24 protein-coding genes are annotated in these 24183 nt (G+C 66.6%); 17 read left to right on the plus strand and 7 right to left on the minus strand.

The window, feature by feature from the left end; translation table 11 throughout:
* Positions 1 to 714: a response regulator gene (locus ACRVY7_RS11095; protein ID WP_049697114.1), complete on the minus strand. Its 714-nt coding sequence runs from the start codon at positions 712 to 714 to the stop codon at positions 1 to 3.
* 193 nt (positions 715 to 907) lie between these two features.
* On the opposite strand from ACRVY7_RS11095, the gene ACRVY7_RS11100 reads away from it, so the two are divergent.
* The 4 genes from ACRVY7_RS11100 to ACRVY7_RS11115 all read left to right on the plus strand — a co-directional run bounded on the left by ACRVY7_RS11100 (position 908) and on the right by ACRVY7_RS11115 (position 5353).
* Positions 908 to 1906, plus strand: coding sequence for an acyl-ACP desaturase (locus tag ACRVY7_RS11100; protein ID WP_049697115.1), 999 nt, complete (start codon positions 908 to 910; stop codon positions 1904 to 1906).
* Positions 1903 to 2244: a hypothetical protein gene (locus ACRVY7_RS11105; protein ID WP_331436594.1), complete on the plus strand. Its 342-nt coding sequence runs from the start codon at positions 1903 to 1905 to the stop codon at positions 2242 to 2244. The genes ACRVY7_RS11100 and ACRVY7_RS11105 overlap by 4 nt, the downstream gene beginning before the upstream one ends.
* Positions 2245 to 2361: 117 nt before the next feature.
* Positions 2362 to 3678, plus strand: coding sequence for a uroporphyrinogen-III C-methyltransferase (cobA, locus tag ACRVY7_RS11110; protein WP_431817113.1), 1317 nt, complete (start codon positions 2362 to 2364; stop codon positions 3676 to 3678).
* 127 nt (positions 3679 to 3805) lie between these two features.
* Complete coding sequence (locus ACRVY7_RS11115) at positions 3806 to 5353, plus strand: MFS transporter (protein WP_431817114.1); 1548 nt, start codon at positions 3806 to 3808, stop codon at positions 5351 to 5353.
* A gap of 7 nt (positions 5354 to 5360) precedes the next feature.
* Here the strand turns inward: ACRVY7_RS11115 and ACRVY7_RS11120 are convergent, their stop codons facing one another.
* On the minus strand, positions 5361 to 6095 hold the full coding sequence (locus ACRVY7_RS11120; protein ID WP_431817115.1) for a phosphotransferase: 735 nt from the start codon (positions 6093 to 6095) through the stop codon (positions 5361 to 5363).
* 11 nt (positions 6096 to 6106) lie between these two features.
* Positions 6107 to 6847, minus strand: a complete 741-nt coding sequence (gene yaaA / locus ACRVY7_RS11125; protein ID WP_431817116.1) for a peroxide stress protein YaaA — start codon at positions 6845 to 6847, stop codon at positions 6107 to 6109.
* A gap of 83 nt (positions 6848 to 6930) precedes the next feature.
* On the opposite strand from yaaA, the gene ACRVY7_RS11130 reads away from it, so the two are divergent.
* The gene (locus tag ACRVY7_RS11130) at positions 6931 to 8661 is read left to right on the plus strand and encodes a proline--tRNA ligase (RefSeq protein ID WP_431817500.1); all 1731 of its coding nucleotides are present in this window, start codon (positions 6931 to 6933) and stop codon (positions 8659 to 8661) included.
* 55 nt (positions 8662 to 8716) lie between these two features.
* Here ACRVY7_RS11130 and ACRVY7_RS11135 read toward each other — a convergent pair whose 3' ends face one another.
* Positions 8717 to 9151, minus strand: a complete 435-nt coding sequence (locus tag ACRVY7_RS11135; protein WP_431817117.1) for a ferritin-like domain-containing protein — start codon at positions 9149 to 9151, stop codon at positions 8717 to 8719.
* Positions 9148 to 9714: a hypothetical protein gene (locus tag ACRVY7_RS11140; protein ID WP_431817118.1), complete on the minus strand. Its 567-nt coding sequence runs from the start codon at positions 9712 to 9714 to the stop codon at positions 9148 to 9150. Before ACRVY7_RS11140 ends, ACRVY7_RS11135 begins: the two co-directional genes overlap by 4 nt.
* 240 nt (positions 9715 to 9954) lie before the next feature.
* On the opposite strand from ACRVY7_RS11140, the gene rimP reads away from it, so the two are divergent.
* The 7 genes from rimP to ACRVY7_RS11175 all read left to right on the plus strand — a co-directional run bounded on the left by rimP (position 9955) and on the right by ACRVY7_RS11175 (position 17976).
* On the plus strand, positions 9955 to 10500 hold the full coding sequence (gene rimP / locus ACRVY7_RS11145; protein WP_049697122.1) for a ribosome maturation factor RimP: 546 nt from the start codon (positions 9955 to 9957) through the stop codon (positions 10498 to 10500).
* A 111-nt stretch (positions 10501 to 10611) separates the two neighbouring features.
* Complete coding sequence (nusA, locus tag ACRVY7_RS11150) at positions 10612 to 11655, plus strand: transcription termination factor NusA (RefSeq protein WP_431817119.1); 1044 nt, start codon at positions 10612 to 10614, stop codon at positions 11653 to 11655.
* A 157-nt stretch (positions 11656 to 11812) separates the two neighbouring features.
* Positions 11813 to 12130: a YlxR family protein gene (locus tag ACRVY7_RS11155; protein WP_152929968.1), complete on the plus strand. Its 318-nt coding sequence runs from the start codon at positions 11813 to 11815 to the stop codon at positions 12128 to 12130.
* A 79-nt stretch (positions 12131 to 12209) separates the two neighbouring features.
* Positions 12210 to 15026 carry a translation initiation factor IF-2 gene (gene infB / locus ACRVY7_RS11160; RefSeq protein WP_431817120.1) on the plus strand — a complete coding sequence of 939 codons (2817 nt, stop codon included), beginning with the start codon at positions 12210 to 12212 and terminating at the stop codon, positions 15024 to 15026.
* A gap of 153 nt (positions 15027 to 15179) precedes the next feature.
* A complete protein-coding gene (rbfA, locus tag ACRVY7_RS11165) occupies positions 15180 to 15638 on the plus strand; it encodes a 30S ribosome-binding factor RbfA (protein ID WP_064869920.1) in 459 nt (152 codons plus the stop codon).
* Positions 15635 to 16594, plus strand: a complete 960-nt coding sequence (locus ACRVY7_RS11170) for a DHH family phosphoesterase (protein ID WP_431817121.1) — start codon at positions 15635 to 15637, stop codon at positions 16592 to 16594. Before rbfA ends, ACRVY7_RS11170 begins: the two co-directional genes overlap by 4 nt.
* Positions 16595 to 16653: 59 nt before the next feature.
* Positions 16654 to 17976 carry an MATE family efflux transporter gene (locus ACRVY7_RS11175; RefSeq protein ID WP_431817501.1) on the plus strand — a complete coding sequence of 441 codons (1323 nt, stop codon included), beginning with the start codon at positions 16654 to 16656 and terminating at the stop codon, positions 17974 to 17976.
* A gap of 38 nt (positions 17977 to 18014) precedes the next feature.
* On the opposite strand, the gene ACRVY7_RS11180 is transcribed toward ACRVY7_RS11175, so the two are convergent.
* Positions 18015 to 18506, minus strand: a complete 492-nt coding sequence (locus tag ACRVY7_RS11180; protein ID WP_431817122.1) for a hypothetical protein — start codon at positions 18504 to 18506, stop codon at positions 18015 to 18017.
* A gap of 346 nt (positions 18507 to 18852) precedes the next feature.
* Between ACRVY7_RS11180 and ACRVY7_RS11185 the strand changes: the two genes are divergently transcribed.
* The 3 genes from ACRVY7_RS11185 to truB are packed head-to-tail and all read left to right on the plus strand — an operon-like array spanning position 18853 to position 21393.
* Positions 18853 to 19839: a metallophosphoesterase family protein gene (locus tag ACRVY7_RS11185; RefSeq protein WP_431817123.1), complete on the plus strand. Its 987-nt coding sequence runs from the start codon at positions 18853 to 18855 to the stop codon at positions 19837 to 19839.
* On the plus strand, positions 19836 to 20492 hold the full coding sequence (locus ACRVY7_RS11190) for a 4'-phosphopantetheinyl transferase family protein (protein WP_005204461.1): 657 nt from the start codon (positions 19836 to 19838) through the stop codon (positions 20490 to 20492). Before ACRVY7_RS11185 ends, ACRVY7_RS11190 begins: the two co-directional genes overlap by 4 nt.
* 1 nt (position 20493) lies before the next feature.
* Complete coding sequence (truB, locus tag ACRVY7_RS11195) at positions 20494 to 21393, plus strand: tRNA pseudouridine(55) synthase TruB (RefSeq protein ID WP_431817124.1); 900 nt, start codon at positions 20494 to 20496, stop codon at positions 21391 to 21393.
* A gap of 39 nt (positions 21394 to 21432) precedes the next feature.
* Here truB and ACRVY7_RS11200 read toward each other — a convergent pair whose 3' ends face one another.
* Positions 21433 to 22137 (minus strand): metal-dependent transcriptional regulator, encoded by a 705-nt coding sequence (locus tag ACRVY7_RS11200; protein WP_005204465.1) that lies wholly within the window; start codon positions 22135 to 22137, stop codon positions 21433 to 21435.
* Positions 22138 to 22342: 205 nt separating this feature from the next.
* Here ACRVY7_RS11200 and ACRVY7_RS11205 point away from each other — a divergent pair, with 205 nt between their 5' ends.
* Positions 22343 to 23317 carry a bifunctional riboflavin kinase/FAD synthetase gene (locus ACRVY7_RS11205; RefSeq protein ID WP_064862099.1) on the plus strand — a complete coding sequence of 325 codons (975 nt, stop codon included), beginning with the start codon at positions 22343 to 22345 and terminating at the stop codon, positions 23315 to 23317.
* 167 nt (positions 23318 to 23484) lie between these two features.
* On the plus strand, positions 23485 to 23754 hold the full coding sequence (gene rpsO / locus ACRVY7_RS11210) for a 30S ribosomal protein S15 (protein WP_005204469.1): 270 nt from the start codon (positions 23485 to 23487) through the stop codon (positions 23752 to 23754).
* Positions 23755 to 24183: the final 429 nt, after the last annotated feature.

A 24183-nucleotide genomic window follows, 5' to 3' on the forward strand; every position in this document is an offset into this window, starting at 1 on the left:
TCAGGCCTTGCCGTCGCGGATCTTGGTGGCCATCACCGCGACCTGGGTGCGTCGCTGCATGTCGAGCTTGGCGAGGATACGTGAGACGTAATTCTTGATCGTCTTCTCCGCCAAGAACATTCGCTGAGCGATCTGGCGGTTCGTCAGCCCGTCGCCGATGAGGTTGAACACCTCGCGTTCCTGATGGGTGAGCTCTGCGAGAGGGTCGGACGGCTTGTTCTTGCCGTCGCGCAGCTTGGCGAGCAGTGCGGCGGTCGAACGGTCGTCGAGCAGTGAGCCGCCCCGTCCGACGGTCCGTACGGCCGCGATGAGGTTATGGCCGAGGATCTGCTTGAGCACGAAGCCGGACGCACCTGCGAGTACCGCGGCGAGAAGTGCGTCGTCGTCGGCGTAACTGGTGAGCATGAGGCATCGGATCTCGGGTTCGGCGGCACGCACGTCGCGGCACAATTCGACGCCGTTGCCGTCGGGGAGCCGGACGTCGAGGACCGCGACGTCGGGCTTGGCGGCGAGGATGCCCACGCGGCCCTCGCCGACCGACGCGGCCTCGCCGACCACCTCGATGTCGTCGGCCGTGCTGAGCAGGTCACGGAGACCTCGACGCACCAACTCGTGGTCGTCGACGAGGAAGACGCGCACCCTCGACTCGTCCGGCGCGGTGTCCGACGCCGTGGGATCTGACGCCGCGGGGGCCGGCTGACCTTCGGAATGCATGTACCGAAATTACCGCAGGTCGAAGTTGAGTTCGCGACGTCGGTCCCCATCCACTCGGGACTTTGGTCTCACTCACGCCCCCTGCGTCACACGCGAGAGTGAATATCTGTCGGTGGAGGTCGGTGGTCGGGCCGAGCGGAACCGGACGACGCACCGCTACGCGCGGCGTCGACGACGAGAGCGAGGAGAGACAGTGACGAGCCTCATCGGGCCAGGAATCAGCGACACCGGAATGACCGGTTCGGATCTGCTGCGGGAGTTGCTTCCCGTGTGCGAGACCGAGGTCGAGCGGCACATGAAGATGACCAAGGACTGGCATCCACACGACTACGTGCCCTGGGACGAGGGGCGCAACTTCGCTGCTCTCGGTGGCATCGACTGGGATCCGGAGCAGTCGCAGCTCTCCGACGTCGCGAAGGCCGCGATGATCACCAATCTGCTCACCGAGGACAACCTGCCGTCGTATCACCGGGTGATCGCGGAGAACTTCTCCCTCGACGACGCCTGGGGCTTCTGGGTGGGGCGCTGGACCGCCGAGGAGATGCGTCACTCAACGGTGATGCGCGACTACCTCGTCGTGACCCGCGGCGTCGACCCGGTGGAACTCGAAGAGACCCGCATGGCGCACATGACGTCGGGTTTCAATCCGCTGCCCGAGGACGACGGTCAGCGTGACCACAGCTTCGACATGCTCTTCGCGGTCAGCTACGTCAGCTTCCAGGAACTCGCGACGCGTGTGAGCCACCGCAACACCGGCAAGGCATGCGGCGACCCGATCGCCGACCGCATGCTGCAGCGGGTCGCCGCCGACGAGAACCTGCACATGCTCTTCTACCGCAACGTCGTTGCGGGCGCCCTCGACCTGGTTCCCGATCAGGCGATGTGCGCCATCTACAGCATCGTGTCGAACTTCCAGATGCCCGGCGCGACGATGCCCAACTTCCGGCGCAATGCAGTGCTGATCGCCAAGGGCGGCATCTACGATCTGCCGCAACATCTTTCGGAGGTCGTCATGCCGGTCCTGCGCAAGTGGCGGATCTTCGAACGCGACGACTTCGGGCCGCTCGGTGAGATGTACCGGGAGAAACTGGCCGACTACCTCGAAGAGATGAACGTCAAGGTCGAGAAGTTCGAGCGCGCCCGCGAACGCGCACTCGAACGCGAGGCGAAGAAGGCGAGGGCGGGAGCGTGACCGTGATCGACAACAGGCTGGCACTGGCGATCTCGCCCGCGGACGACGCCGGGGCACGGGATTGTGACGGGTGTTGCGGTGCGTGCGAGCGTGAGACCACCGACCAGCGCGACGTCCCCGAAGGCTTCGACGAGGCGATCATGATGGCCGAGGCCGCCACGTTGCACAACCCGACCCGGTGGAATGAGATCCGCACCCACGCAACGGATTCCGCTGCAGGCGAGTACTGCTCGTCGATCCTCCTCGGCGCGTTGTTGCAGTCCGCGGCGCACCGGCTCGGGGTGCCCGCCGCCGACGTGTGGTCTTACGTCCGACGCGTCGGTGAGCTACCGCTCTGAGTTGGTGAACCCGTGAATGGGTGATCCTCGACGATCGCGAGGGGGCGGTCCGCCTCTTGCGGGGCCGACCCGTCGCGATCCGGACGCACGCGCGTCTCGTCGGTAGGATCAGCACCCATGTCAGACGATGCGTCCGCGGTCCCCGGTGGCGATAACGACAAGAGTGGCGACAACGTCCACTATCTCGCCGGGCTCGATCTGCACGGACGAAAGGTGGTTGTCGTCGGTGGTGGGTCGGTTGCGCAGCGTCGACTTCCGAATCTTGTGGCCGCCGGCGCGCGGGTAGAGGTCGTCGCGATTGATCCGACGCCCGCCGTCGAGTCGTTTCCCGGGGTCGTCGTGCACAAGCGTGCGTACGTCGACGGCGATCTCGACGGGGCGTGGTACGCGATGGCGTGCACCGACGATCCCGACGTGAATGCAGCGGTCGTCGCCGAGGCGGAGCGTCGACACACGTTCTGTGTGCGGGCCGACGAAGCGCGGTGGGGCAGTGCTGTCACCCCGGCGTCGGGGCGACACCGCGACGTGCAGTTCGGGGTGCTGGCGAGCGGCGACCACAGGTTGTCGGCGGCCTTGCGCGCCGCGATCTCGCGGGCACTGGCCGACGGCTCACTCGACGTCGACGAGCAGCCGCACCCGCCGGGCGTCGCGCTCGTCGGAGGTGGCCCGGGCGACCCCGACCTCATCACCGTGCGCGGACTCAAACTGCTGATGGCGGCCGACGTCGTCGTCGCGGATCGGTTGGCGCCACCGGAGCTCTTGGCCTCACTCGGTCCGCAGGTGGAGATCATCGACGCCGCGAAGGTGCCCTACGGGCGGGCGATGAAGCAGGAGGCCATCAACGACGTCCTCACTTCGAAAGCGAAGGAGGGCAAGTTCGTCGTGCGGTTCAAGGGTGGCGACCCGTATGTCTACGGTCGCGGCTTCGAGGAGCTGCAGGCATGCGTGGCCGCAGGGGTTCCGGTGACCGTGGTCCCCGGCATCACCAGCCCCATCTCCGTGCCCAGTTCTGCCGGCATCCCCGTCACGCATCGTGGCGTCACCCATGAGGTCGTGATCGCCTCGGGGCACGTGCGGCCCGGGCACCCCGACTCGCTCATCGACTGGTCGGTGCTCGCACAGCTACGCGGAACGCTGGTGCTGATGATGGCCGTCGAACGTGTCGACGTATTCGCCGACGCGCTCCTGGCAGGCGGCAAGCCCGGCGACACCCCGGTCGCGATGATCGAGAACGGATCGCTGCCGACCCAACGCCTCATCCGCACCGACCTCGCCCACGCCGGCGAGACCGCCGTGCGCGAAGGACTCAAGCCACCCGCGATCGTCGTGATCGGCGCCGTCGCGGGATTCGACGATGCCGATGCCGTCGCGGCGTTCGGTGATCTCGACAGAGCTCGATCAGCGGGGGACGAGTCTCGATCAGCGCGACGCTAGGGCGCCGGGCCGTCGACTGGGCGCTGTATCCAGCCGACTGGGCGCTGTATCCAGCCGAGTGGGCATACAACCTATCCGCCAACGAGAATTGGCACATACGCGCAGGGGCGCGGTAGCGTCGAAGCCTATGTCGTCGTCACCTGGGCAAGCACACCGGCTGGATTTCGCGGCCGGGGCGTCGGACACCAATCAGTACCGGCCGGTGTTCGGACTCGCGATCCTTGTGCTGTCCGGAATGCAGCTACTGATGGTGCTCGACGGTACGGTCGCTGCGCTGGCGCTTCCGAAGATCCGCGAGTCGCTGCAACTGTCAGAGTCCGGCGCGAACTGGATCATCAGCAGCTACGTCCTGGCTTTCGGCGGGTTGATGCTCCTCGGTGGTCGACTCGGCGACACCTTCGGGCGCAAGCGCATGTTCGTGATCGGCGTCGCGGCCTTCACCGTGACCTCACTGCTGTGTGGCCTGGCCTGGGACGAGACGAGCCTGATCGTCGGACGTGCCCTGCAGGGTGCCTCGGCGGCCGTCGCAGCGCCGACCGCGATGGCCCTGGTCGCCACGACGTTCGCGCCGGGTAAACCGCGCAGTCAGGCGTTCGCGATCTACGCGGCGATGACCGGTATCGGTTCTGTCGCGGGTCTGATCCTCGGTGGTGTGCTGACCCAGGTCTCCTGGCGTCTTGTGTTCCTGATCAACGTCCCGATCGGCCTTCTCGTCGCTGTCGGCGCCTACTTCGTCCTGCGCGAATCCCAGGGTGTGCGATTGTCCCTCGACCTACCGGGAGCCGTGCTCGCGACGCTGGGATGCTCGCTGCTGGTGCTCGCGGTGAACGAGGGCCCGAGCGGTTGGGGCCGTCCGATCGTCATCGGCTCGTTCATTCTCGGCGGTCTTGCTCTTGTTGCGTTCGTCATAGTCGAGCGACGTGCCAGCAACCCGATCTTGCCGTTCGTTCTCTTCGACAACACGAGTCGCGTGGCCGCGCTGGTCGCCATCTTCTTCGCCAGCATGATCATGATGTGTATGGCGGTCTTCATCTCGCTGTACCTCCAGGGAATCCTGAAGTACAGCCCCGTTCAGAGCGGTCTCGCGGTCGTGCCGTTCGCGTTCGGCCTCGGAATCGCGGCTGCGATCGCGTCGAAGCTCGCGCTGCATGTTCAGCCGCGGTGGCTGGTGCTCTGCGGCGGCGCAATCATTCTGGCCGGTTGCCTGTACGCGGCGTCGGTCGCGTCGAAGGCCCCCGCGTACTTCCCGAGCATCCTCATCCCTGTCGTGGTGATCGGCGTGGGTGTCGGTTTCGCTGTCATCCCGCTGACACTCTCGGTTGTCGCGGGCGTCGGGCCGAATGAGATCGGGCCGCTCACGGCGCTCGCGCAGGTCGCCCAGAACCTCGGCGGTGCGATCGGGTTGGTCGCGGTCGGCGCGCTCGTGACGTCCCGCGCGTTGTCACTCGGCGGCACCACCGCGCCCGTGGAAACGATGAACGCGACGCAACTCGCAGCGCAGGCCAACGGCTACGGATTGGCCTTCGCGTGCTGCGCGGGCATCGCGGTGATTGCCGCGGTCGTCGTGTTGTTCATGCGGTTCACCCCCGAGCAGGTGGCCGAGGGGCAGGCCGCGCAAGAAGCCGCGGACGCCGGACTCGACGCGGACATCGCGCAGAACATCCGCGACCACTGATCAGGTCTCAGGTGGAGTCCCAGAGACGCTGGTAGAAGCTCATTCGCTCCTCGTCGAAGTCGACGCCGTACGCCTCGACCAGCGGTCGTTCCCACCCGGGTCCGTAGTCCCACACCGTACTCATGGCTGCGACGGCGATGTCGGCCCAGCGATCTGCGACGCCGAGACTGCCCAGATCGACGTACGCCGTCACCTGTCCGGGGTCTGACAGCAGGAAGTTGGGGCAGCACGCGTCGCCGTGACACACGACCGCGCGGTCGATCGCGGGGGCATCTGTGGCCTCGAGTTGGACGTCGATGCCGCGCGACCGTGCGTCGGAAATGCGTTCGGCGGGCGACCACGTCCACGGACACGCGTCGGTGGGCAGCGTGTCGTGCAGACGGCGAAGACCTCGACCGAGCGCTGGGACGGTGATCTCGGGGTGTTCGAGCCACGGTGTGAACACCGCCGAATCCCCCGGCGCTGCGGCCGTCAGCACCCACTCTGCGCTCTCGTCGTATCCAGCGTCGAGCACGGTGGGACACGCGACGAACTGCGCCGCCCACAAGAGTCGGTGAGCTTCGGCGCCCAGGGAGACCTCGTCTGTCGGTGGCTGCCATTTCAGGTACCGGGCGGACGGGCCTTCGCCGAGCCGATAGGTGACGCCGCCGACATCATTGAGCCAGACCGGTGTGATCGGATCGCCGCCGGAATGCGACAAGACGACGTCTGGAAATTCGTGCGCGGGGACGGCAGAGGTCATGGGGATCGGTATCAGTCGGTCAGGACGACGATCTCGTCGCGTCGGGGGATCTCGACGCGCTGCCCGGCGTCTGACAGCACGGCGGCGAGGGCGTTGATGTCACGGACGTTTCGGCGCGTCCGTACCAGTTCGCGGGCCATCAACCCCTTGTAGTGCTTGTTGAAGTGGCTCACCACTTTTCGGGTGCCGTCGGGCGCCTCTGTCATCACCGTGGCGGTCACCGCGCCAGAGACGGGGCCCAACTGCTGGTAGATCCCCGAGCGCAGGTCGACGACGAAATCGTCCACCGCGTCGAGCGCGTTCGAGAGAGCTGGTTTCCACGCCGAGGTGAGTGTGCCGAAGCCGGGCAGTGTGGATCCGCCCGAGAGGCGGTACGCGGGTATCCGGTCGCCCGCCCGGATGACCCCGAACAGCGCCGACCCGATCGCGAGGCGGTCTGCCGCTTTCGTCTTGCCCGCGCGGGTCAGTGATCGGTGGTCGAGGGCGTCGTAGAGCACGCCGGTGTAGCGCTCGATGGCAGGGCGGGTGGGGGAGAGCCAGAGGTCGGCGTTGCGGTCGACCTCGGCGAGTTGTGTCTTGCCGAGTCCGAGTGCCTTGACGCTCGCGTCGAGATCACCGGCGAGGTCGACGACGGCGTCGGCGATCTGTTTGCGGACCGGATTGAGTTCGGTGAACGAGAGTGCGTCGAGGTCGAGTGGGGCGCCGGAACCCCCGTCGGACTTGGTTTCCGAGGGCGGGAGGATGACGAGCACGTCGAACACTGTATCCGGCCATGCGGACGGGACCGAAAACCGTGTGCGGTGGCCGACTAGACTGATCGACCGTGATCACACGGATGTCGACGCTGTTCCTGCGTACGCTGCGCGATGACCCGGCAGACGCCGAGGTTCCCAGCCACAAGCTGCTTGTTCGCGCTGGATATGTTCGGCGTGTCGCGCCGGGCGTGTACAGCTGGCTCCCCCTGGGACTGCGTGTGCTCAGGGCGGTCGAGAACATCGTGCGCGAGGAGATGAACTCGATTGGTGCGCAGGAGATCCTGCTGCCCGCGCTGCTACCGCGTGAACCGTACGAGACGACTGCCCGCTGGACCGAGTACGGCGACAACCTGTTTCGTGTGAAGGACCGCAAGGGCACCGACATGCTCCTCGGTCCGACGCACGAGGAGATCTTCGCGCAACTGGTCAAGAGTGAGTACTCGTCGTACAAGGATCTGCCGGTCATCCTCTATCAGATCCAGACCAAGTACCGCGACGAGGAACGTCCGCGCGCAGGCATCCTGCGTGGACGCGAGTTCGTCATGAAGGACTCGTACTCGTTCGACCTCGACGACGACGGTCTGAAGGCCTCCTACATCGCGCACCGTGACGCCTACCAGCGCATCTTCGCGCGGCTCGCGGTGCGATACGTCATCGTCGCCGCGACGTCCGGCGCGATGGGCGGCAGTGCCTCGGAGGAGTTCCTCGCCGAGAGCGAGGTCGGCGAGGACACGTTCGTACGATGCGTGGAGTCGGGCTACGCGGCCAATGTCGAGGCCGTCGTCACGCCTGCGCCCGAATCGATTCCGTTCGACGGCCTCGCGGAGGCGCAGGTTCACGAGACCCCCGACACCACAACGATCGAGACGCTCGTGGCCTGGGCCAACGAGACCCTCGACGGGACGTTCGACGCCGCGGACACACTCAAGAACGTGATGGTCAAGGTCCGCGAACCCGGAGGCGAGTGGGAGTTGCTCGGCATCGGCGTTCCGGGCAATCGCGAGGTCGACTTCAAGCGGCTCGAGGCGTCGTTGGAGCCTGCCGAGGTCGAGCTGCTCACCGAGGCCGACTTCACGGCCAACGCGTTCCTGGTGAAGGGCTACATCGGGCCAAAAGCGCTGCAGGAGAACGGTGTTCGCTATCTCGTCGATCCGCGCGTCGTCGACGGCACGGCGTGGATCACGGGTGCCGACCAGCCCAACCGGCACGTCGTCGGACTCGTCGCCGGGCGCGACTTCACGCCGGACGGGACGATCGAGGCCGCCGAGATTCTCGACGGCGATCTCTCGCCGGACGGCAAGGGGCCGCTGGTGGCCGCGAAGGGCATCGAGATCGGTCACATCTTCCAGTTGGGGCAGAAGTACACCAATGCCTTCGAGGTGGATGTACTCGGCGAAAGCGGAAAGCCGGTCCGCCTGACCATGGGCTCCTACGGCGTCGGCGTGTCACGCCTCGTCGCGGTGATTGCCGAGCAGCAGCACGACGACAAGGGATTGCGCTGGCCGGCAGAGGTGGCGCCCTACGACGTGCACCTGGTGATCGCCAACAAGGACGAGGCCGCGATCGGCGGCGCGACGTCGCTGGCCGAGGAACTCGACGCCGAGGGTCTCGACGTACTGCTCGACGACCGCAAGTCGTCGCCCGGCGTGAAGTTCAAGGACGCTGAACTGCTCGGCATGCCCATCGTCGTCGTGGTGGGCCGCGGCTACGCCAACGGCGTCGTCGAGGTCCGCGACCGCTTCACCGGCGAGAGCGCAGAGGTGCCGGTCGACAACGCGGTGTCGGCGATCGTCGCGGCGGTGCGCGGGTAGCTTTCCGCGGGCCACTCGGACCTATTGCGGCTGAGGGGTATTGCGGCCGCTCGGACTACTGCGGCTGGCCCGGGAACGCGACGGTCACCGGCCGCTCGCCGAGCGCGGCACGCCAGGTGGCTGCTCGCTGCGCGCAGTCGGTGAGTTGGTCGACGGCCAGGCGGCGCGCTGATTCGGAGTCGGCTCGCTCGAGTGCGGAGCGATATGCCGTGGCGCAATCATTTTCGGCAGCCAGCGCGGCGCGGGCGGCACTGGTGGGGTCGGTGACCTGCACCGGCAAGGTGTACCCGGAGGCCATGTCGGGTGGCGTCGCACCCCCTGCCAAGATGGCGGCGTTCAGGGCGTCTCGCGCGGCGCGGTGGGCGGCGGTGTAGTCGGCGACAGTGGTGCGTCGAGTCGCGGACACGAAGGCCGTCGTGACCCCGTATGTGAAGATCGCGGCATTCTCGGCCTGCGTCGCCGCGGCCAGAGCGTCGGTTGTGGCGGTCATGCGAGCTGCACCTCCACGAGTGTTGCGACCGAAGCGCTGACCGACCCGGCCAATCCTGCCGAGTAGCCCTTCAGTGAGATCGCGGCGTCGTGTGCCGCGCGGGTCGACGCACGCAGCGCCGAGCGCAGCTCGTCGAGCGTGCCCGCCGTCGACGACGACTCCGGTGCGGACGTCGACGACGCCCCCGCACCGGTCGAGCCGGGAGTCGCGGATGCCGACGGTGCGGCAGACAACTGGTTGGCCGTGTCGGCGTCGAGGCGTTGGACCTCCTGCGAGAGGGCGGTCGCGTGGGCGTCACGCTGCTCGGCGATCACTCCGAGCGCCGCGCTGTATGTCGGAAGGCGAGGGGCGAGGGAACGCGCTGCCGCAGCGTCGGAGCGGGCAGCCTTGGCCAAGGGGAGCAGGGCGGTCGCGGTGATCTCATTGGGCGTCGGGCCGCTGTCGCATGCGCTCGACGCGCCGATCACGAGTGCTCCGGCACCGAGCGCGAGGCCGCCTCGCAAGACGGCACGACGATCCACGGCGTCGAGTACATCGGTGGCTGCTGGCTTCACCCGACACATGATGCCAGCCCGACACACGGGCGCCGCACGGGCCGCGAGAGGTCTGGCGGTCTGAAGTAGCCTGCCGAGTCCGAGGCCGGTCGCAAGGTGGTCGGGACAGGGTCGAAGATCGACTAGAATGGGGTGCCGTCGGATGCGGCAGAGCAATCGTCGCGAAAGCCGACCGATGGCTACGAACACAACTGACGACCGCAACTGAACACGCTGCGCGGCAAGCGAAGACGAGGAGTGAGGGGAGCAATGAGCATCGATACACGACAACTCCGCACACTCGTCGACACCTTTGTCGCCGACCGCGGATTCGACGTCGAAGACGTCGCGGTCACCCAGGGTGCGGACGGCGACGCTGTCGTCGTGATCGTCGATCGGGACGGGGGAGGTTCCCTCGACGAGCTCGCCGACCTCAGTCGCGAACTGTCGGACGCGCTCGACGCCGATCCCGCCTACTCCGACATCGACACGCTCGAGGTCACCTCACCCGGCGTCGACAGGCCGCTCACGACCGAACGCCAGTGGCGTCGCGCTGCCGGACGCAAGGTGCTCATCGATCTCGTGGACGACGACGGGCCTGCCCGTGTCGCCGGCAGGGTCGGACCGTTACACGACGGCCAGGTCGACATCGTGAGCAACGACCGCGGGCGTTTCCGGGTGCGCGCCGTCGAACTCGACGCGGTCACACGCGCCGTGGTCGACGTCGACTTCTCGCGGCCGGGAGTCGCCGAACTGCGATTGTGCGGGCTCGACGACGAACAGATCGCGCAACGTCGCGACACCGTCACCTCGTAGCGACCCGACAACGCGGCCGACGACACAAACCGGGGCGACGAAACTGACTTCAGAACCGAACGACACAGCCGAAAAATTCCATAGCAGCCGACAAGTGAATAGGAGCGCCCAATGAACATCGACATCAATGCACTGCGCATGATCGAGGCCGACAAGGGAATCTCGATCGACACCGTGATCACCGCCATCGAGACCGCATTGCTCACCGCATACCGCCACACCGACGGGTTCGCGCCGCACGCGCGCATCGACGTCAATCGCAAGAGCGGGGCGGTCCGGGTGATGGCCCAGGAGGTCGACGAGGACGGCACCGTCGTCCACGAGTACGACGACACCCCCGAGGGATTCGGCCGGATCGCGGCCACCACCGCCCGTCAGGTCATCCTGCAGCGTCTGCGTGATGCGGAGAACGAGAAGAACTTCGGCGATTTCGTCACCCACGAGGGCGAGATCGTCGGCGGCGTCGTCCAGCAGGACGCCCGCGCCAACGCACGCGGCATGATCGTCGTGCAGATCGGTAGCGACGCCAATAGTGCGGAGGGAGTCATCCCTCCCGCTGAGCAGGTGCCAGGGGAGAGCTACAAACACGGCGAGCGCATCAAGTGCTACGTCGTCGGGGTCTCGCGGGGCCCGCGCGGACCGCAGATCACGCTGTCACGAACGCATCCGAACCTGGTCCGCAAACTGTTCGCCCTCGAGGTCCCCGAGATCGAGGACGGGTCGGTCGAGATCGTCGCCGTGGCGCGCGAGGCGGGTCACCGCTCCAAGATCGCCGTGCACACCGGTGTCAGCGGACTCAACGCCAAGGGCGCGTGCATCGGTCCGATGGGGCAGCGCGTGCGCAACGTGATGAGCGAGTTGTCCGGCGAGAAGATCGACATCATCGACTACGACACCGATCCCGCCGTGTTCGTCGGGAACGCACTGTCGCCTGCGAAGGTCGTCTCGGTGGAGGTCGTCGACGCCGCACAGAAAGCCGCGCGTGTCGTGGTGCCCGACTATCAGCTCTCGCTCGCGATCGGTAAGGAAGGTCAGAATGCCCGCCTGGCCGCTCGACTGACGGGTTGGCGAATCGACATCCGTTCCGACGCCGACGACGCTCCCGGTGCACCCGCCGGACAGGCGGGCGGGCCGGGCACCGGACGCGCGTCATGAGGTCCGGTTGTCCAGTTCGGTGCTCGGCGCGCTAGACTGATCGATGGTCACGCGAATGCGGCCGGCCGCCCCCTGTGGACACGCTTCCGATGGTGGTGACCGGTCCGGTCCGCGGAACGATTCTTCCGAGAGTCATTCTCCGCAAGGTCCGATCCGTATGTGTCTGGGATGTCGGCAACGAGCCGGCATCGCAGATCTGGTCCGTGTCGTCGTCGTCACCGGCGCGAGCGGCCCGAGGATCGCGGTCGACACCGCGAAGACCATGCCTGGGCGAGGTGCTTGGCTGCATCCGATGGCGGACTGCGTGTCCGCCGCGGTTCGACGCCACGCGTTTGCCCGGGCGCTGAGGAGTCCGGGACTGGTCGTAGACCAGTCCGACCTCAAAGAAGTGCTGTACACCCGCTCGGGAGACAGCACGGACGAGAGCGGCCCTAACGGGCCAGAACAGGTAGCAGAAGACATGAGCACACCGTGAAGTCACCACGATGAGCACGTATCGGACGTAATCCGAGGCCGTGGCGGGCAAGCCGCTCGGCCTCCAAGTGAGGAGAGCAGTGGCAGGCAAAGCCCGCGTGCATGAACTGGCCAAGGAACTTGGCGTGACGAGCAAGCAAGTGCTCGAACGTCTCAAAGAACAGGGCGAGTTCGTCAAATCCGCGTCGTCGACCGTCGAGGCCCCCGTGGCCCGCCGACTCCGCGAATCCTTCCCCGCAGCTAACGGGGGAGCAACCAAGAACGACTCCACGAAGTCGGCAGCACCCAAGCCGGGTGCCGCGGCTCGTGACAACTCTGCTGCGCCCAAGCCCGGCGCAGCTCGCCCCGGCCCCAAGCCGGCGGCTCCGAAACCTGCACCAGCACCGACGCCTGCTGCCGCACAGTCGGCACCAGCGCCCGCGCCTGCAGCCACCCCGGCACCTGCCGCCGCGCCCACCCCGGCGCCGGCACAGAAGCCGACGCCCGCGGCAGCTCAGGCTTCCGCGCCGACGCCGACGAGTCCACGTCCCGGGCCCAAGCCCGGTCCGCGTGCGCCTCGCGTCGGAAACAATCCGTATTCGTCTGCACCCGCACCAGCTCCGCGCCCGGCGGCACCACGTCCCGGACCCGGCCAGGGCGGACCCCGCCCGGGTGGCGGACGTCCCACACAGGGCCGACCAGGTCAGGGTGCAGGGCGCCCCGGTCCCGGCGGTGCTGGAGCACGTCCCGCACCGGGTCAGGGCGGACCCCGCCCGAACCCGGGCAACATGCCCCCTCGCCCTAACCCGGGTGCCATGCCCAGTCGTGCGGCACGTCCCGACGCAGGCCGACCGGGCCGCGGCGGCGGACCAGGCGGTCGCGGTGGCGGCGGTGGCGGAGGCTATCGCGGTGGCGGCGGAGGCGCGCCCGGCGGAGCACCGGGAGGTCCTCCCGGAGGTTTCCGCGGACGCCCCGGTGGCGGCGGTCGCGGTCGTGGCGGCGCAGCCGGTGCGTTCGGACGTCCGGGTGGTGCACCCCGCAAGGGTCGCAAGTCCAAGCGTCAGAAGAGGCAAGAGTACGACTCGATGCAGGCTCCGGCCGTCGGTGGCGTCAGGCTGCCGCGCGGCAACGGTGAGACGATCCGTCTCGCCCGCGGCGCTTCGCTGTCCGACTTCGCCGACAAGATCGACGCCAACCCGGCATCGCTGGTCCAGGCGCTGTTCAACCTCGGCGAGATGGTCACGGCGACCGAGTCGGTCAACGACGAGACGCTGGAGCTGCTCGGCTCCGAGATGAACTACAACGTCCAGGTCGTCAGCCCGGAGGACGAAGATCGCGAGCTCCTCGAGAGCTTCGATCTCTCCTACGGTGAGGACGAGGGCGGCGAAGAGGATCTCGAACAGCGTCCGCCGGTGGTCACCGTCATGGGTCACGTCGACCACGGCAAGACTCGCCTGCTCGACACCATCCGTAAGGAGAATGTGCGTGAGGGCGAGGCCGGTGGCATCACCCAGCACATCGGTGCCTACCAGGTGAATACGCACCTCAACGGCGACGATCGTCTGATCACGTTCATCGACACCCCGGGTCACGAGGCGTTCACCGCCATGCGTGCCCGTGGTGCAAAGTCGACCGACATCGCGATCCTCGTGGTCGCCGCCGACGACGGCGTCATGCCGCAGACGGTGGAGGCCGTGAACCACGCGCAGGCAGCAGATGTGCCGATCGTGGTCGCGGTCAACAAGATCGACAAGGAAGGCGCCGATCCGTCGAAGATCCGCGGCCAGCTCACCGAATACGGGCTGATCCCCGAGGAGTACGGCGGCGACACGATGTTCGTCGACATCTCGGCCAAGCAGGGCACCAACATCGAGCAGCTGCTCGAAGCGGTGCTGCTGACTGCCGACGCGTCGCTCGATCTGCGTGCCAACCCCGACATGGACGCCCAGGGTGTCGCCATCGAGGCGCACCTCGACCGCGGTCGCGGACCTGTGGCGACAGTGCTGGTCCAGCGCGGAACGCTGCGTGTCGGCGACTCCGTGGTGGCAGGCGATGCCTACGGTCGTGTGCGACGCATGGTCGACGAGCACGGCGACGACGTCAACGAGGCTCTGCCTTCGCGACCCGTCCAGGTCATCGGCTTCACGTCGGTGCCGGGTGCAGGTGACAACCTGCTCGTCGTCGAAGAAGATCGCACCGCCCGGCAGATCGCCGACCGGCGCAACGCGCGCAAGCGCAACGCGTTGGCCGCACGTAGCCGCAAGCGGATCAGCCTCGAGGACCTCGATTCGGCGCTGAAGGAAACCAGCCAGCTGAACCTGATCCTCAAGGGCGACAACGCAGGTACCGTCGAGGCGCTCGAAGAGGCGCTGCTCGGTATCGACATGGGCGACGAGGTCTCGCTGCGCGTCATCGACCGTGGTGTCGGTGGCGTGACGGAGACCAACGTCAACCTGGCCGCGGCGTCGGATGCGATCATCATCGGCTTCAACGTCCGTGCGGAGGGCAAGGCCACAGAGCTCGCCAACCGCGAAGGCGTCGACATCCGGTACTACTCGGTGATCTACCAGGCCATCGACGAGATCGAGAGCGCGCTCAAGGGCATGCTCAAGCCGATCTACGAAGAGGTGGAGCTCGGCCGCGCCGAGATCCGCGCGATCTTCAAGAGCTCGAAGGTCGGCAACATCGCCGGTTGCCTGGTGCAGTCCGGTCTCATCCGCCGCAACGCGAAGGCTCGTCTGCTGCGCGACAACGTGGTGGTCGCCGAGAATCTCACGATCTCGTCGCTGCGACGCGAGAAGGACGACGTCACCGAGGTTCGCGAAGGCTACGAATGTGGTCTCACGCTGACGTACAGCGACATCAAGGTCGACGACGTCATCGAGAGCTACGAGTTGCAGGAGAAGCCGCGCGACTGACGCGCGGATCGTCGAACACGCTCCCCTTCCGGGGCCTGAGGGCACTTGGTGCTCAACGGCCCCGGAAGGGGAGTACGTTCCTCATTCACAGTGCGTGGTTCGATTCTCAGTGGTTCGATTCTCGCTGGTTCGATTCTGGAGGAAGGACATCCCATGGCTGACCCGGCACGGGCACAGCGAATGGCCAAGCGGATCTCGTCGATCGTGGCGTCGTCGATCGCCCACGACATCAAGGACCCGCGGCTGGCCCACGTCACGATCACCGATACCAAGGTGACCAACGACCTGCACGACGCGACGGTCTTCTACACCGTCATGGGCGAATCGATCGACGCCGAACCCGACTACGAGGCCGCTGCCGCGGGACTCGCCAAGGCGACCGGGATTCTCCGCTCGAAGGTCGGCGCCGGAACAGGCGTGCGCTTCACCCCGACATTGAGTTTTGTCCTCGACACCGTTCCCGACGCCGCGCGGCACATGGAAGAACTCGTGGCACGCGCACGTGCCAACGACGAACTCGTCGCGCGTCAGGCGAAGGAAGCGCAACCCGCCGGTGACGCGGACCCGTATCGAAGCAAGGACGAAGACAGCGAGGACGGTTCACGCGGGTGACCACTGCCTCCACTGCGGCGATCGCAGATGCCCTCGGTGGGGCATCGGCGGTGACGATTCTCTGCCATGTGCGACCCGACGCAGACACCATCGGTAGTGGACTAGCGCTGGGGCTTGCGTTGAAGACACGCGGCCTCGACGTCGAGGTCTCCTATCCCGGTCCCGAGAGCCTGCCCGTTGCCCTGCGCGACCTGCCGGGGGCGCGGGACCTGCTCGTCGAACCCGATGCACTCAAGGGTCACGACGTGACGGTGTCGGTCGACGCCGCAGGACCTGATCGGCTCGGCGAGCTGGCCGCGGTCTTCGAGCGTGCGGTCACATCGGTCGTCGTCGATCATCACATGTCCAACGGGGGTTTCGGCGACCTCGACTTCGTCGACCCCGACGCCGACTGCACCGCGGTGCTCGTCCTGCGACTCATCGACGAACTCGACGTTCCGCTGAACGCCGACATCGCGACGTGCCTGTACGCGGGTCTCGCGACAGATACGGGATCGTTCAAGTGGGCGCGCCCCGACTCGTTTCGGGTCGCGGCGCGACTGCTCGACAGCGGAGTCGACGGTCGACGGTGGAGTCGGGCGCTGTTCGACACCCACCCCTTCTCGTGGCTGTCCATGGTGGCCGGGGTGTTGGCTTCGGCGACGTTCGTCCCGGAAGCAGCCGACGGTGCGGGACTCGTCTACGCCGTCGTCGATCACGACGCGATGGTCGGCATGAGCTGGGAAGAATCCGAGAGCATCATCGATATCGTGCGAACCACGGCAGGCGCCGAGATCGCGGCGGTGTTCAAGGAGATCGAACCGGCGAGTTGGACGGTCTCGTTGCGGTCGAAGGCCTCGGTCGATCTGGTTCCGATCGCACGCGCACTCGGCGGCGGCGGACATCGACACGCCTCCGGGTACAGCGATACCGGGAGCGCGTCTGAGGTCGTCGACCGGCTGGTGGGGTTGCTCTGACCGAGCCCGCCCGACAGGCCGATGCCCAGGCGAGCGCCCCGGACACGGGGATACGCCGCATCGCCGTGTTGTCGGTGTCGGCGCTTGCGGTGCTGACCGCGCCGCCGCTCTATCTACTCCTCGACCTCGCCGTCGTGGGACGCCTCGGCGGCGACGAACTGGCCGCGCTCGGCGTCGGCGCTCTGGTGCTCTCCGTGATCAGCACCCAGCTCACCTTTCTCTCGTACGGGACAACCGCGCGATCTTCTCGACGGTTCGGCGCGGGCGATCGCGCGGGTGCGGTGGGAGAGGGCGTGCAGGCCACGTGGCTCGCGCTCGGCGTCGGTGCAGTGATCGTCGCCGTGATCTATCCGCTCGCGCCGTGGGTGATGCGACTCATGGTCGGCACGTCGGGTCCGGATGCGAGTCACGTTGCGGCGGAAGCGACGTCGTGGTTGCGAATCGCATGCTTCGGCGTGCCGCTCATTCTTGTGTCGATGGCGGGCAACGGCTGGATGCGTGGCGTCCAGGAGACCCGTCGACCGGTCGTGTACGTCGTGATCGGGTTGTCGATCGGGGCGGTTCTGCTGGTTGGGCTGGTTCACGGGATGTGGTTCTTCCCACGGCTTGGCTTGCAGGGCAGCGCAGTTGCCAACGTCGTCGGACAGTCGATCACCGGTCTGCTGTTCGCGGTGCGACTCCTCCGTGAGGTACTTCCCGACGGTGGGCGTCGCGCGCTACGTCCTCGATGGGCCGTGATCAGGGCCCAACTCGTGATGGCGCGCGACCTCGTTGCGCGCAGCCTCTCGTTCCAGGTGTGCTTCCTCTCGGCTGCTGCCGTTGCCGCCCGCTTCGGGGTGGCCGCCGTCGCCGCTCATCAGTTGACACTTCAACTGTGGGAGTTCATGTCGCTGTTCCTCGACTCGGTGGCCATCGCAGCCCAGGCGTTGGTCGGTGCCGCGCTCGGGGCGGGTGCGGTCACAGCGGCGCAGAACGTCGCCCGCCGGGTCACCATCGTCTCGGTGGTGGCCGCATCGACAATGGCAGCGGTCTTCGCCCTCGGCGCCGGCGTGCTGCCGCGGCTGTTCACCAGCGACGCCCGTGTGCTTGACGCCATCGGCACGCCCTGGTGGTTCTTCGTGGCCATGCTGCCGATCGCGGGTGTCGTTTTCGCGCTCGACGGCGTGCTCCTGGGCAGCGGCGACGCCGCCTACCTGAGGACTGCGACGTTGGTGGCAGCGCTCGTCGGGTTCTTACCGCTGATCTGGCTGTCTCTGGCCTTCGACTGGGGGTTGGCCGGCATCTGGACGGGCCTCGTGGTGTTCATGGTGATTCGCATGCTGACCGTCGTGTGGCGGATTCGGTCGGGCCGGTGGCAGCGGGTCGGACACGAGCGCGGTTGATCGACGGCACCAATGTCGATGGCTCGCGCGGCGTCCACTCAGTAGCCGGGCTGTGGGTACGCAGTTCGCGGTCTGCTCTGAGTGCGTCCGCGTCGGATGGCCAGGCCGATTCCGTCGCAGGCCCACACACTGAGGATGCCGAGCACACAAAAGCCTATGAATACGACGCCGTCGAGAAGCGACGCAGTTATGTACGACTTCGGGTAGTGGATTGCCTGCTCGATCCATCCCCCCGCCGCGCTGAGCGCGAGCGCCGGGATGATGCCGATCAACGCGAAGGCAGTTCTTCTGCGTGCGAGTGACCACCCCACCACGACGCCAAGAATGACGAGTCCGTTATTGGCGCTGTACCACCATTCGAATTCGGCGTAGGTCCAGCCCGAGTAGAGGCGTGGGCCGGAGACAGCCCACAGTGCGTCGAGTACACGTTGCAATCCCAGGAGCACCAAGGCGGCGCCGGGACCGAGGATTCGTTGCGGAGTGGACCGGGCCCACACGGCGAGGACGCCCACGTATAACAGGGCTGCCAACGTCCAGACGCTGAATCTCCACCAATCGTGCAAGCCGAACTCGCTCAGAGCGATTTGGAGCGCGCAGCTCACAACAAAGAAGAACCCGCCGATCGCTGCGCTGACCAGGGCTTGTGCCCACCACGGGCCGCGGTCGCCGAGAGGTGTGCGGGCTCGGCGGCGTGCCGGGTACATCGGGTACGGGGGCTGGTACGAAGGCCCAGGTGGTTGTGCAATAGGCGGCTGGGGTTGGCTCGGATACACGTGCGCATCCTGACACACGGTGGAACGCCACATCGAGTGGGTCACCGGTGATTCATTCGGTTGAAAACAGTGGCGCCGCGGCCATCTGGCACGATGGATCCTCGTGGCTACACTCTGGGCGATCAGCGATCTTCACGTCGCGCACCGCGGCAACGAGAGCATCGTCGACCAGATTCGACCGTCGGCTCCCGACGATTGGCTGATCGTCGCGGGCGACGTGTCCGAACGCACCGACGACATCATCGACACCCTGCGTCGACTCAAGGCTCGATTCGACACGGTGATCTGGGTGCCGGGCAATCACGAGCTCTACACCACCGCCAAGGACCCGCTGCAGATCTTCGGTGTCGCGCGCTACGACTACCTCGTCCAGGCGTGCCGCGACATCGGGGTGGTCACGCCGGAAGACATCTACCCGCTGTTCGACGCAGGCGATGGCAGCGAACCCGTCCGCGTCGTGCCGATGTTTCTGCTCTACGACTACACATTCCGCCCGGAGGGCACTTCGACGGCGCTGCAGGCGCTCGCTGTCGCACGGGAACGCAACGTGGTGGCGACAGACGAGTTCCTGCTGTCCGCCGAGCCGTATCCGACCCGTGACGCGTGGGGGAGGGCCCGCATCAAGTCGACACGCAAGCGTCTCGAGGCACTCGACCCGGCAGAGAAGACCATCCTGATCAATCACTGGCCGCTGCGGCGCGAACCGACCGACGCGCTGTTCTACCCCGAATTCGCACTGTGGTGCGGCAGTGAACTCACCGCCGACTGGCACACGCGGTTCAACGCCGCATGCAGCGTCTACGGACATCTACACATCCCGCGCACCACCTGGTACGACGACGTGCGGTTCGAGGAGGTGTCGGTCGGATACCCGCGCGAGTGGAAGCGACGCGGCCTGCCCGAACCGCTGCTACGTCAGATCGCACCCGATCCCGGTGTGCGCGAACAGGATTTACCCGATCACGGCGCGCGCTTCACACTGCCACCGGATTACGCCGAGCGTGCCCGCGAGTTCGCCGAACGCGTGGCGCAGCGTCGAGCACAGCGAAGCTCGGGTCAGACAAGCTCGGGTCAGGAGGGCGACCAGTGATCGAACGACTCCTCCCACCCGGCGTCGCCTCCGCCGAATCCTTCGGCGACCCACCGGGTCTCGAGCCGATGCCCGCAGAGGAATCGCTGATCTCGCGCGCCGTCGAGAAGCGTCGTCGTGAATTCATCACGGCGCGACACTGCGCCCGTCAGGCGCTCGGCCAGCTCGGGATCGAGCCGACGCCGATCATGCGCGGCGACAAGGGAATGCCGTTGTGGCCCAACCAGATCGTGGGCAGCCTGACACACTGCGACGGATATCGTGCCGCCATCGTCGCGTACGCGATGGGCGTCAGGACACTGGGAATCGACGCCGAGCCGCACGACGTGCTGCCCGACGGCGTGCTCGAGCACACCAGCATTCCTGCCGAACGCGACGTCATCGCGCAGCGGCCGTCGGGGCTGCACTGGGATCGACTTCTGTTCTGCGCCAAGGAGACAACCTACAAGGCGTGGTTCCCGCTGACCCAACGATGGCTCGGCTTCGAGGATGCCCACATCACGTTCGAGCAGACTGCGGAAAATATGGGTACCTTCCGCTCCCGAATCCTGATCGACGGCTCGGTCATCGACGGGGGAACACCGATCACCGAGTTCTCCGGACGCTGGCTGGTCGACGACGGTTACATCACCACGACGATCGTGATGAGCTGAAATGGCCGACTCATCGATCGAAAACGCCGGGTTGGTCATCGTCGACAAGAACGAGGGCATCACCAGTCACGATGTGGTCTCTCGTTGCCGAAAGCTGTTCAACACCAGACGAGTTGGTCATGCGGGCACACTCGATCCGATGGCGACCGGAGTGCTCGTGGTCGGTGTCGAGCGGGCGACAAAACTGTTGGGATTGCTCGCGCTGACGACCAAGTCGTACACCGCGACCATCCGACTGGGCGCCGCAACCGACAGCGACGACCGTATGGGCGAGGTCATCTCGAGCGCCGACGCGTCGTCGATCACCGACGAGCAGATCGCGGCAACGGTCGCGACACTCACCGGCGACATCGAGCAGATACCCGCGCGGGTCAGCGCGATCAAGGTCGACGGCAGGCGCGCGCACGCGCTGGCACGGACCGGCGAGGAGTTCGAGCTCGCCGCGAGGCCGGTCACCGTCTCGCGATTCGACGTGTTGGCTCGTCGCGACGAGGGGCAGTTCGTCGACATCGACGTCGTCGTCGACTGTTCCGCAGGAACCTACATCCGCTCTCTCGCACGCGATCTCGGCGCGGCACTCGGAGTCGGGGGACACCTGACCGCGCTGCGTCGAACCGCGGTCGGCCCGTTCACATTGGAACACGCACGGACACTCGAGCAGTTGACCGAACGCCCCGAGCTCAGTCTCACGATCGACGAGGCTGCCCTGATCTCCTTCCCGCACCGCGATATCGACGACGACGAGGCCGAATCCATCAGTCAGGGACGGTGGTTGACGCCGATCGGGCGCAAGGGCATCTACGTGGTTGTCGACCCCGCCGGGCAGGCCATCGCGCTGGTGCAGGAAAAGGGGCGTCGGGCGAGTTCTGTGATGGTCGTGCGGCCTGCAACGCTGCGATAGCGACGCGTGGCTTGACGCGCTCCCGACAGTGCGTCGTGTTCAGTGCTCGGCGACGAGGAAGATCGCGCGAGCGGCGATGTCGCCGAGCACGATCGGCTCGGCGCCGTCGATCGAGATCGAGATCGTGCCGGCGAACGGGCGTTTCTCGGAGACGTGGACCACGCAGTCCAGAGCGACTCCGAGTTGGTCGAAGTAGCGGAGCACCTCGGGATCGGTATCGGAGATTCGTGCGATTCTGCCGCCCTCACCCGTGTCGAGATCGGCGAGTGAGAACGCCTCCGGTGCGGGTATCGAGCCGTCGACACGCGGGATGGGGTCGCCGTGCGGGTCGCGGTCTGGATGACCGAGTTTGGTGTCGAGGCGCGCCATGAAGCGGTCGGACATCGCGTGCTCGAGGACCTCGGCCTCGTCGTGCACCTCATCCCACCCATAGCCGAGTTCGCGGACGAGGAACGTCTCGATCAAACGGTGGCGTCGCACCATCAGCACCGCGGCCGCCCGACCCTCGTCGGTGAGGGTGACTGCGCCGTACCGCTCGTGTGAGACGAGGCCCTGATCGGCGAGTTTGCGGATCGCCTCCGACGCCGTCGACGCCGATACGCCCATCTTGTCGGCGAGCATCTTGGTGGTCACCTTGACCTCGGCCCACTCCTGGCTGGTCCAGATGACCTTGAGGTAGTCCTGGGTGACCGTCGACAACTCGGCCACGGACGTATCGGGACCGGCAGCTCGGGTTTGAGGCATGAAACGAGCTTAGCCCCGCCTACCTACGCCGAAGCCCCATGGCCGACCGAACCCGGCGCCATCGCGGCATGGACAACTGTCATTGGTGTGGTGGCATGCCGCGATTCACTGTGTGGACGTGCGTGATTCACGATGCGCCTTCGGATCGGCATCGGGCGGGCGCGGGTGCTGGTTCACCGGCGTCGGTCGCCGTAGGCTTGTCGGCGTGTTGCGATGGCGAGGTCTGGACGAGGTGCCCGCGGATTGGGGCAGGTGTGTGGTCACCATCGGTGTGTTCGACGGGGTCCACCGGGGGCACGCGCAGTTGATCCACGCCGCGACCTCTGCGGCGGCCGAGCGCGGCATTCCGTCGGTGTTGATGACGTTCGACCCGCACCCCGCCGAGGTGGTTCGCCCCGGAACGCACCCACCACAGTTGACGACGCTGACTCGTCGAGCCGAGTTGGCCGAGGAGTTGGGGATCGACGTGTTCTGCGTGATGCCGTTCACCCCCGAGTTGGCGTCGCGTTCTCCGAAGGACTTCGCGCACAACGTCCTCGTCGAGAGCCTGCATGCCGCCGAGGTGGTGGTCGGTGCCAACTTCACCTTCGGGAAGAAGGCCGCGGGCAACGTCGAGAAGCTCACAGAGCTCGGTCAGCGTTTCGGGTTCGAGGTGCAGGCCATCTCGCTGTTCGGCGAGCACGCGGTGACCTACTCGTCGACCTACATCCGCTCGTGCGTTGCTGCGGGCGACGTCGAGCGCGCGGCAGAAGCCCTCGGACGGCCCCACCGCGTCGAGGGAGTGGTGGTTCGCGGTGACGGACGTGGGCGCGAATTGGGTTATCCCACAGCCAATGTCGCACCGCCGATGTACGCGGCCATTCCGGCTGACGGGGTGTACGCCGCGTGGTTCACGGTTCTCGGACCCGGACCGGTTGTGGGCCAGGTGATTCCGGGGGAGAGCTACCAGGCCGCTGTGTCGGTGGGTACCAACCCGACGTTCTCCGGGCGTACGCGGACTGTCGAGGCATTCGTGCTCGACACCACGGCCGACCTCTACGGTCAGCACGTCGCCGTCGACTTCGTCGACAGAATCCGCGGCATGGAGAACTTCGACAGCATCGACGATCTGCTGACCGCAATGAGCGGAGACGTCGACAAGACCCGAGGCATCCTCGCCGCGAACCAGAGCGGTTCGTAGGACCACGGACGCCTTGGCGCGATTTGGGTTGGGACCTGCGCGGTTGGTAACCTGACATGTCGGTGCCGCTGCAGTCCGCGGTGGCGCACCGAATCAGCGTTGACGATCCCGGGTGGGATTGCCGCTGGTCACAGATGACGCGGGACTGAAACAACAGGAGTATCTCCATGGCATTGACTGCCGAGCAGAAGAAGGAAATCCTCACCGAGTACGGCCTCCACGAGACCGACACCGGCTCGCCCGAGGCTCAGGTCGCGCTGCTGACCAAGCGCATCACCGACCTCACCGAGCACCTCAAGGAGCACAAGCACGATCACCACAGCCGTCGTGGTCTGCTGCTGCTCGTCGGCCGTCGTCGCCGCCTGCTCAAGTACGTCGCCAAGGTCGACATCGCACGCTACCGCTCGCTGATCGAGCGCCTCGGTTTGCGTCGCTGAGCGACCCTGAGCTGCGGTCGCTGAGCGACACACGAACTGAACGAACCGGTCATCTCCCACGGGAGGTGGCCGGTTCGTCGTTTCCGGTCTCGTCGCTTCCTGGTCTCAGGGGCCGGAATGATAGGCTGACAAGCGGAACGTTGCGGATTTGTGTGCTCACACACATGTCGCAGAGTCAGATCGGTCCTCGGTAGTGGCCGCCGGAATTGCCAGATGATTCCGGCCGCTTCGATCGAAGGCCGTCTGAGCACCCACGGGTCGCACTACGGCGGCCCTGGCATGCAGTGGCCATTTCGCGCGATGTTCTGGGCCGGTAGTGGCGCTACGCGCGCCCCGGTGCGCGAGTTCATTCGCGCAGTTCATCGGGAGCGCACGTCAGTCTGTCGCTCCTGGTCCCAATCCGCATATTCGGGTCGCTATGAGCGGCCA

The organism is Gordonia jacobaea, from assembly GCF_965344965.1.
Taxonomy (GTDB): Bacteria; Actinomycetota; Actinomycetes; order Mycobacteriales; family Mycobacteriaceae; genus Gordonia; species Gordonia jacobaea.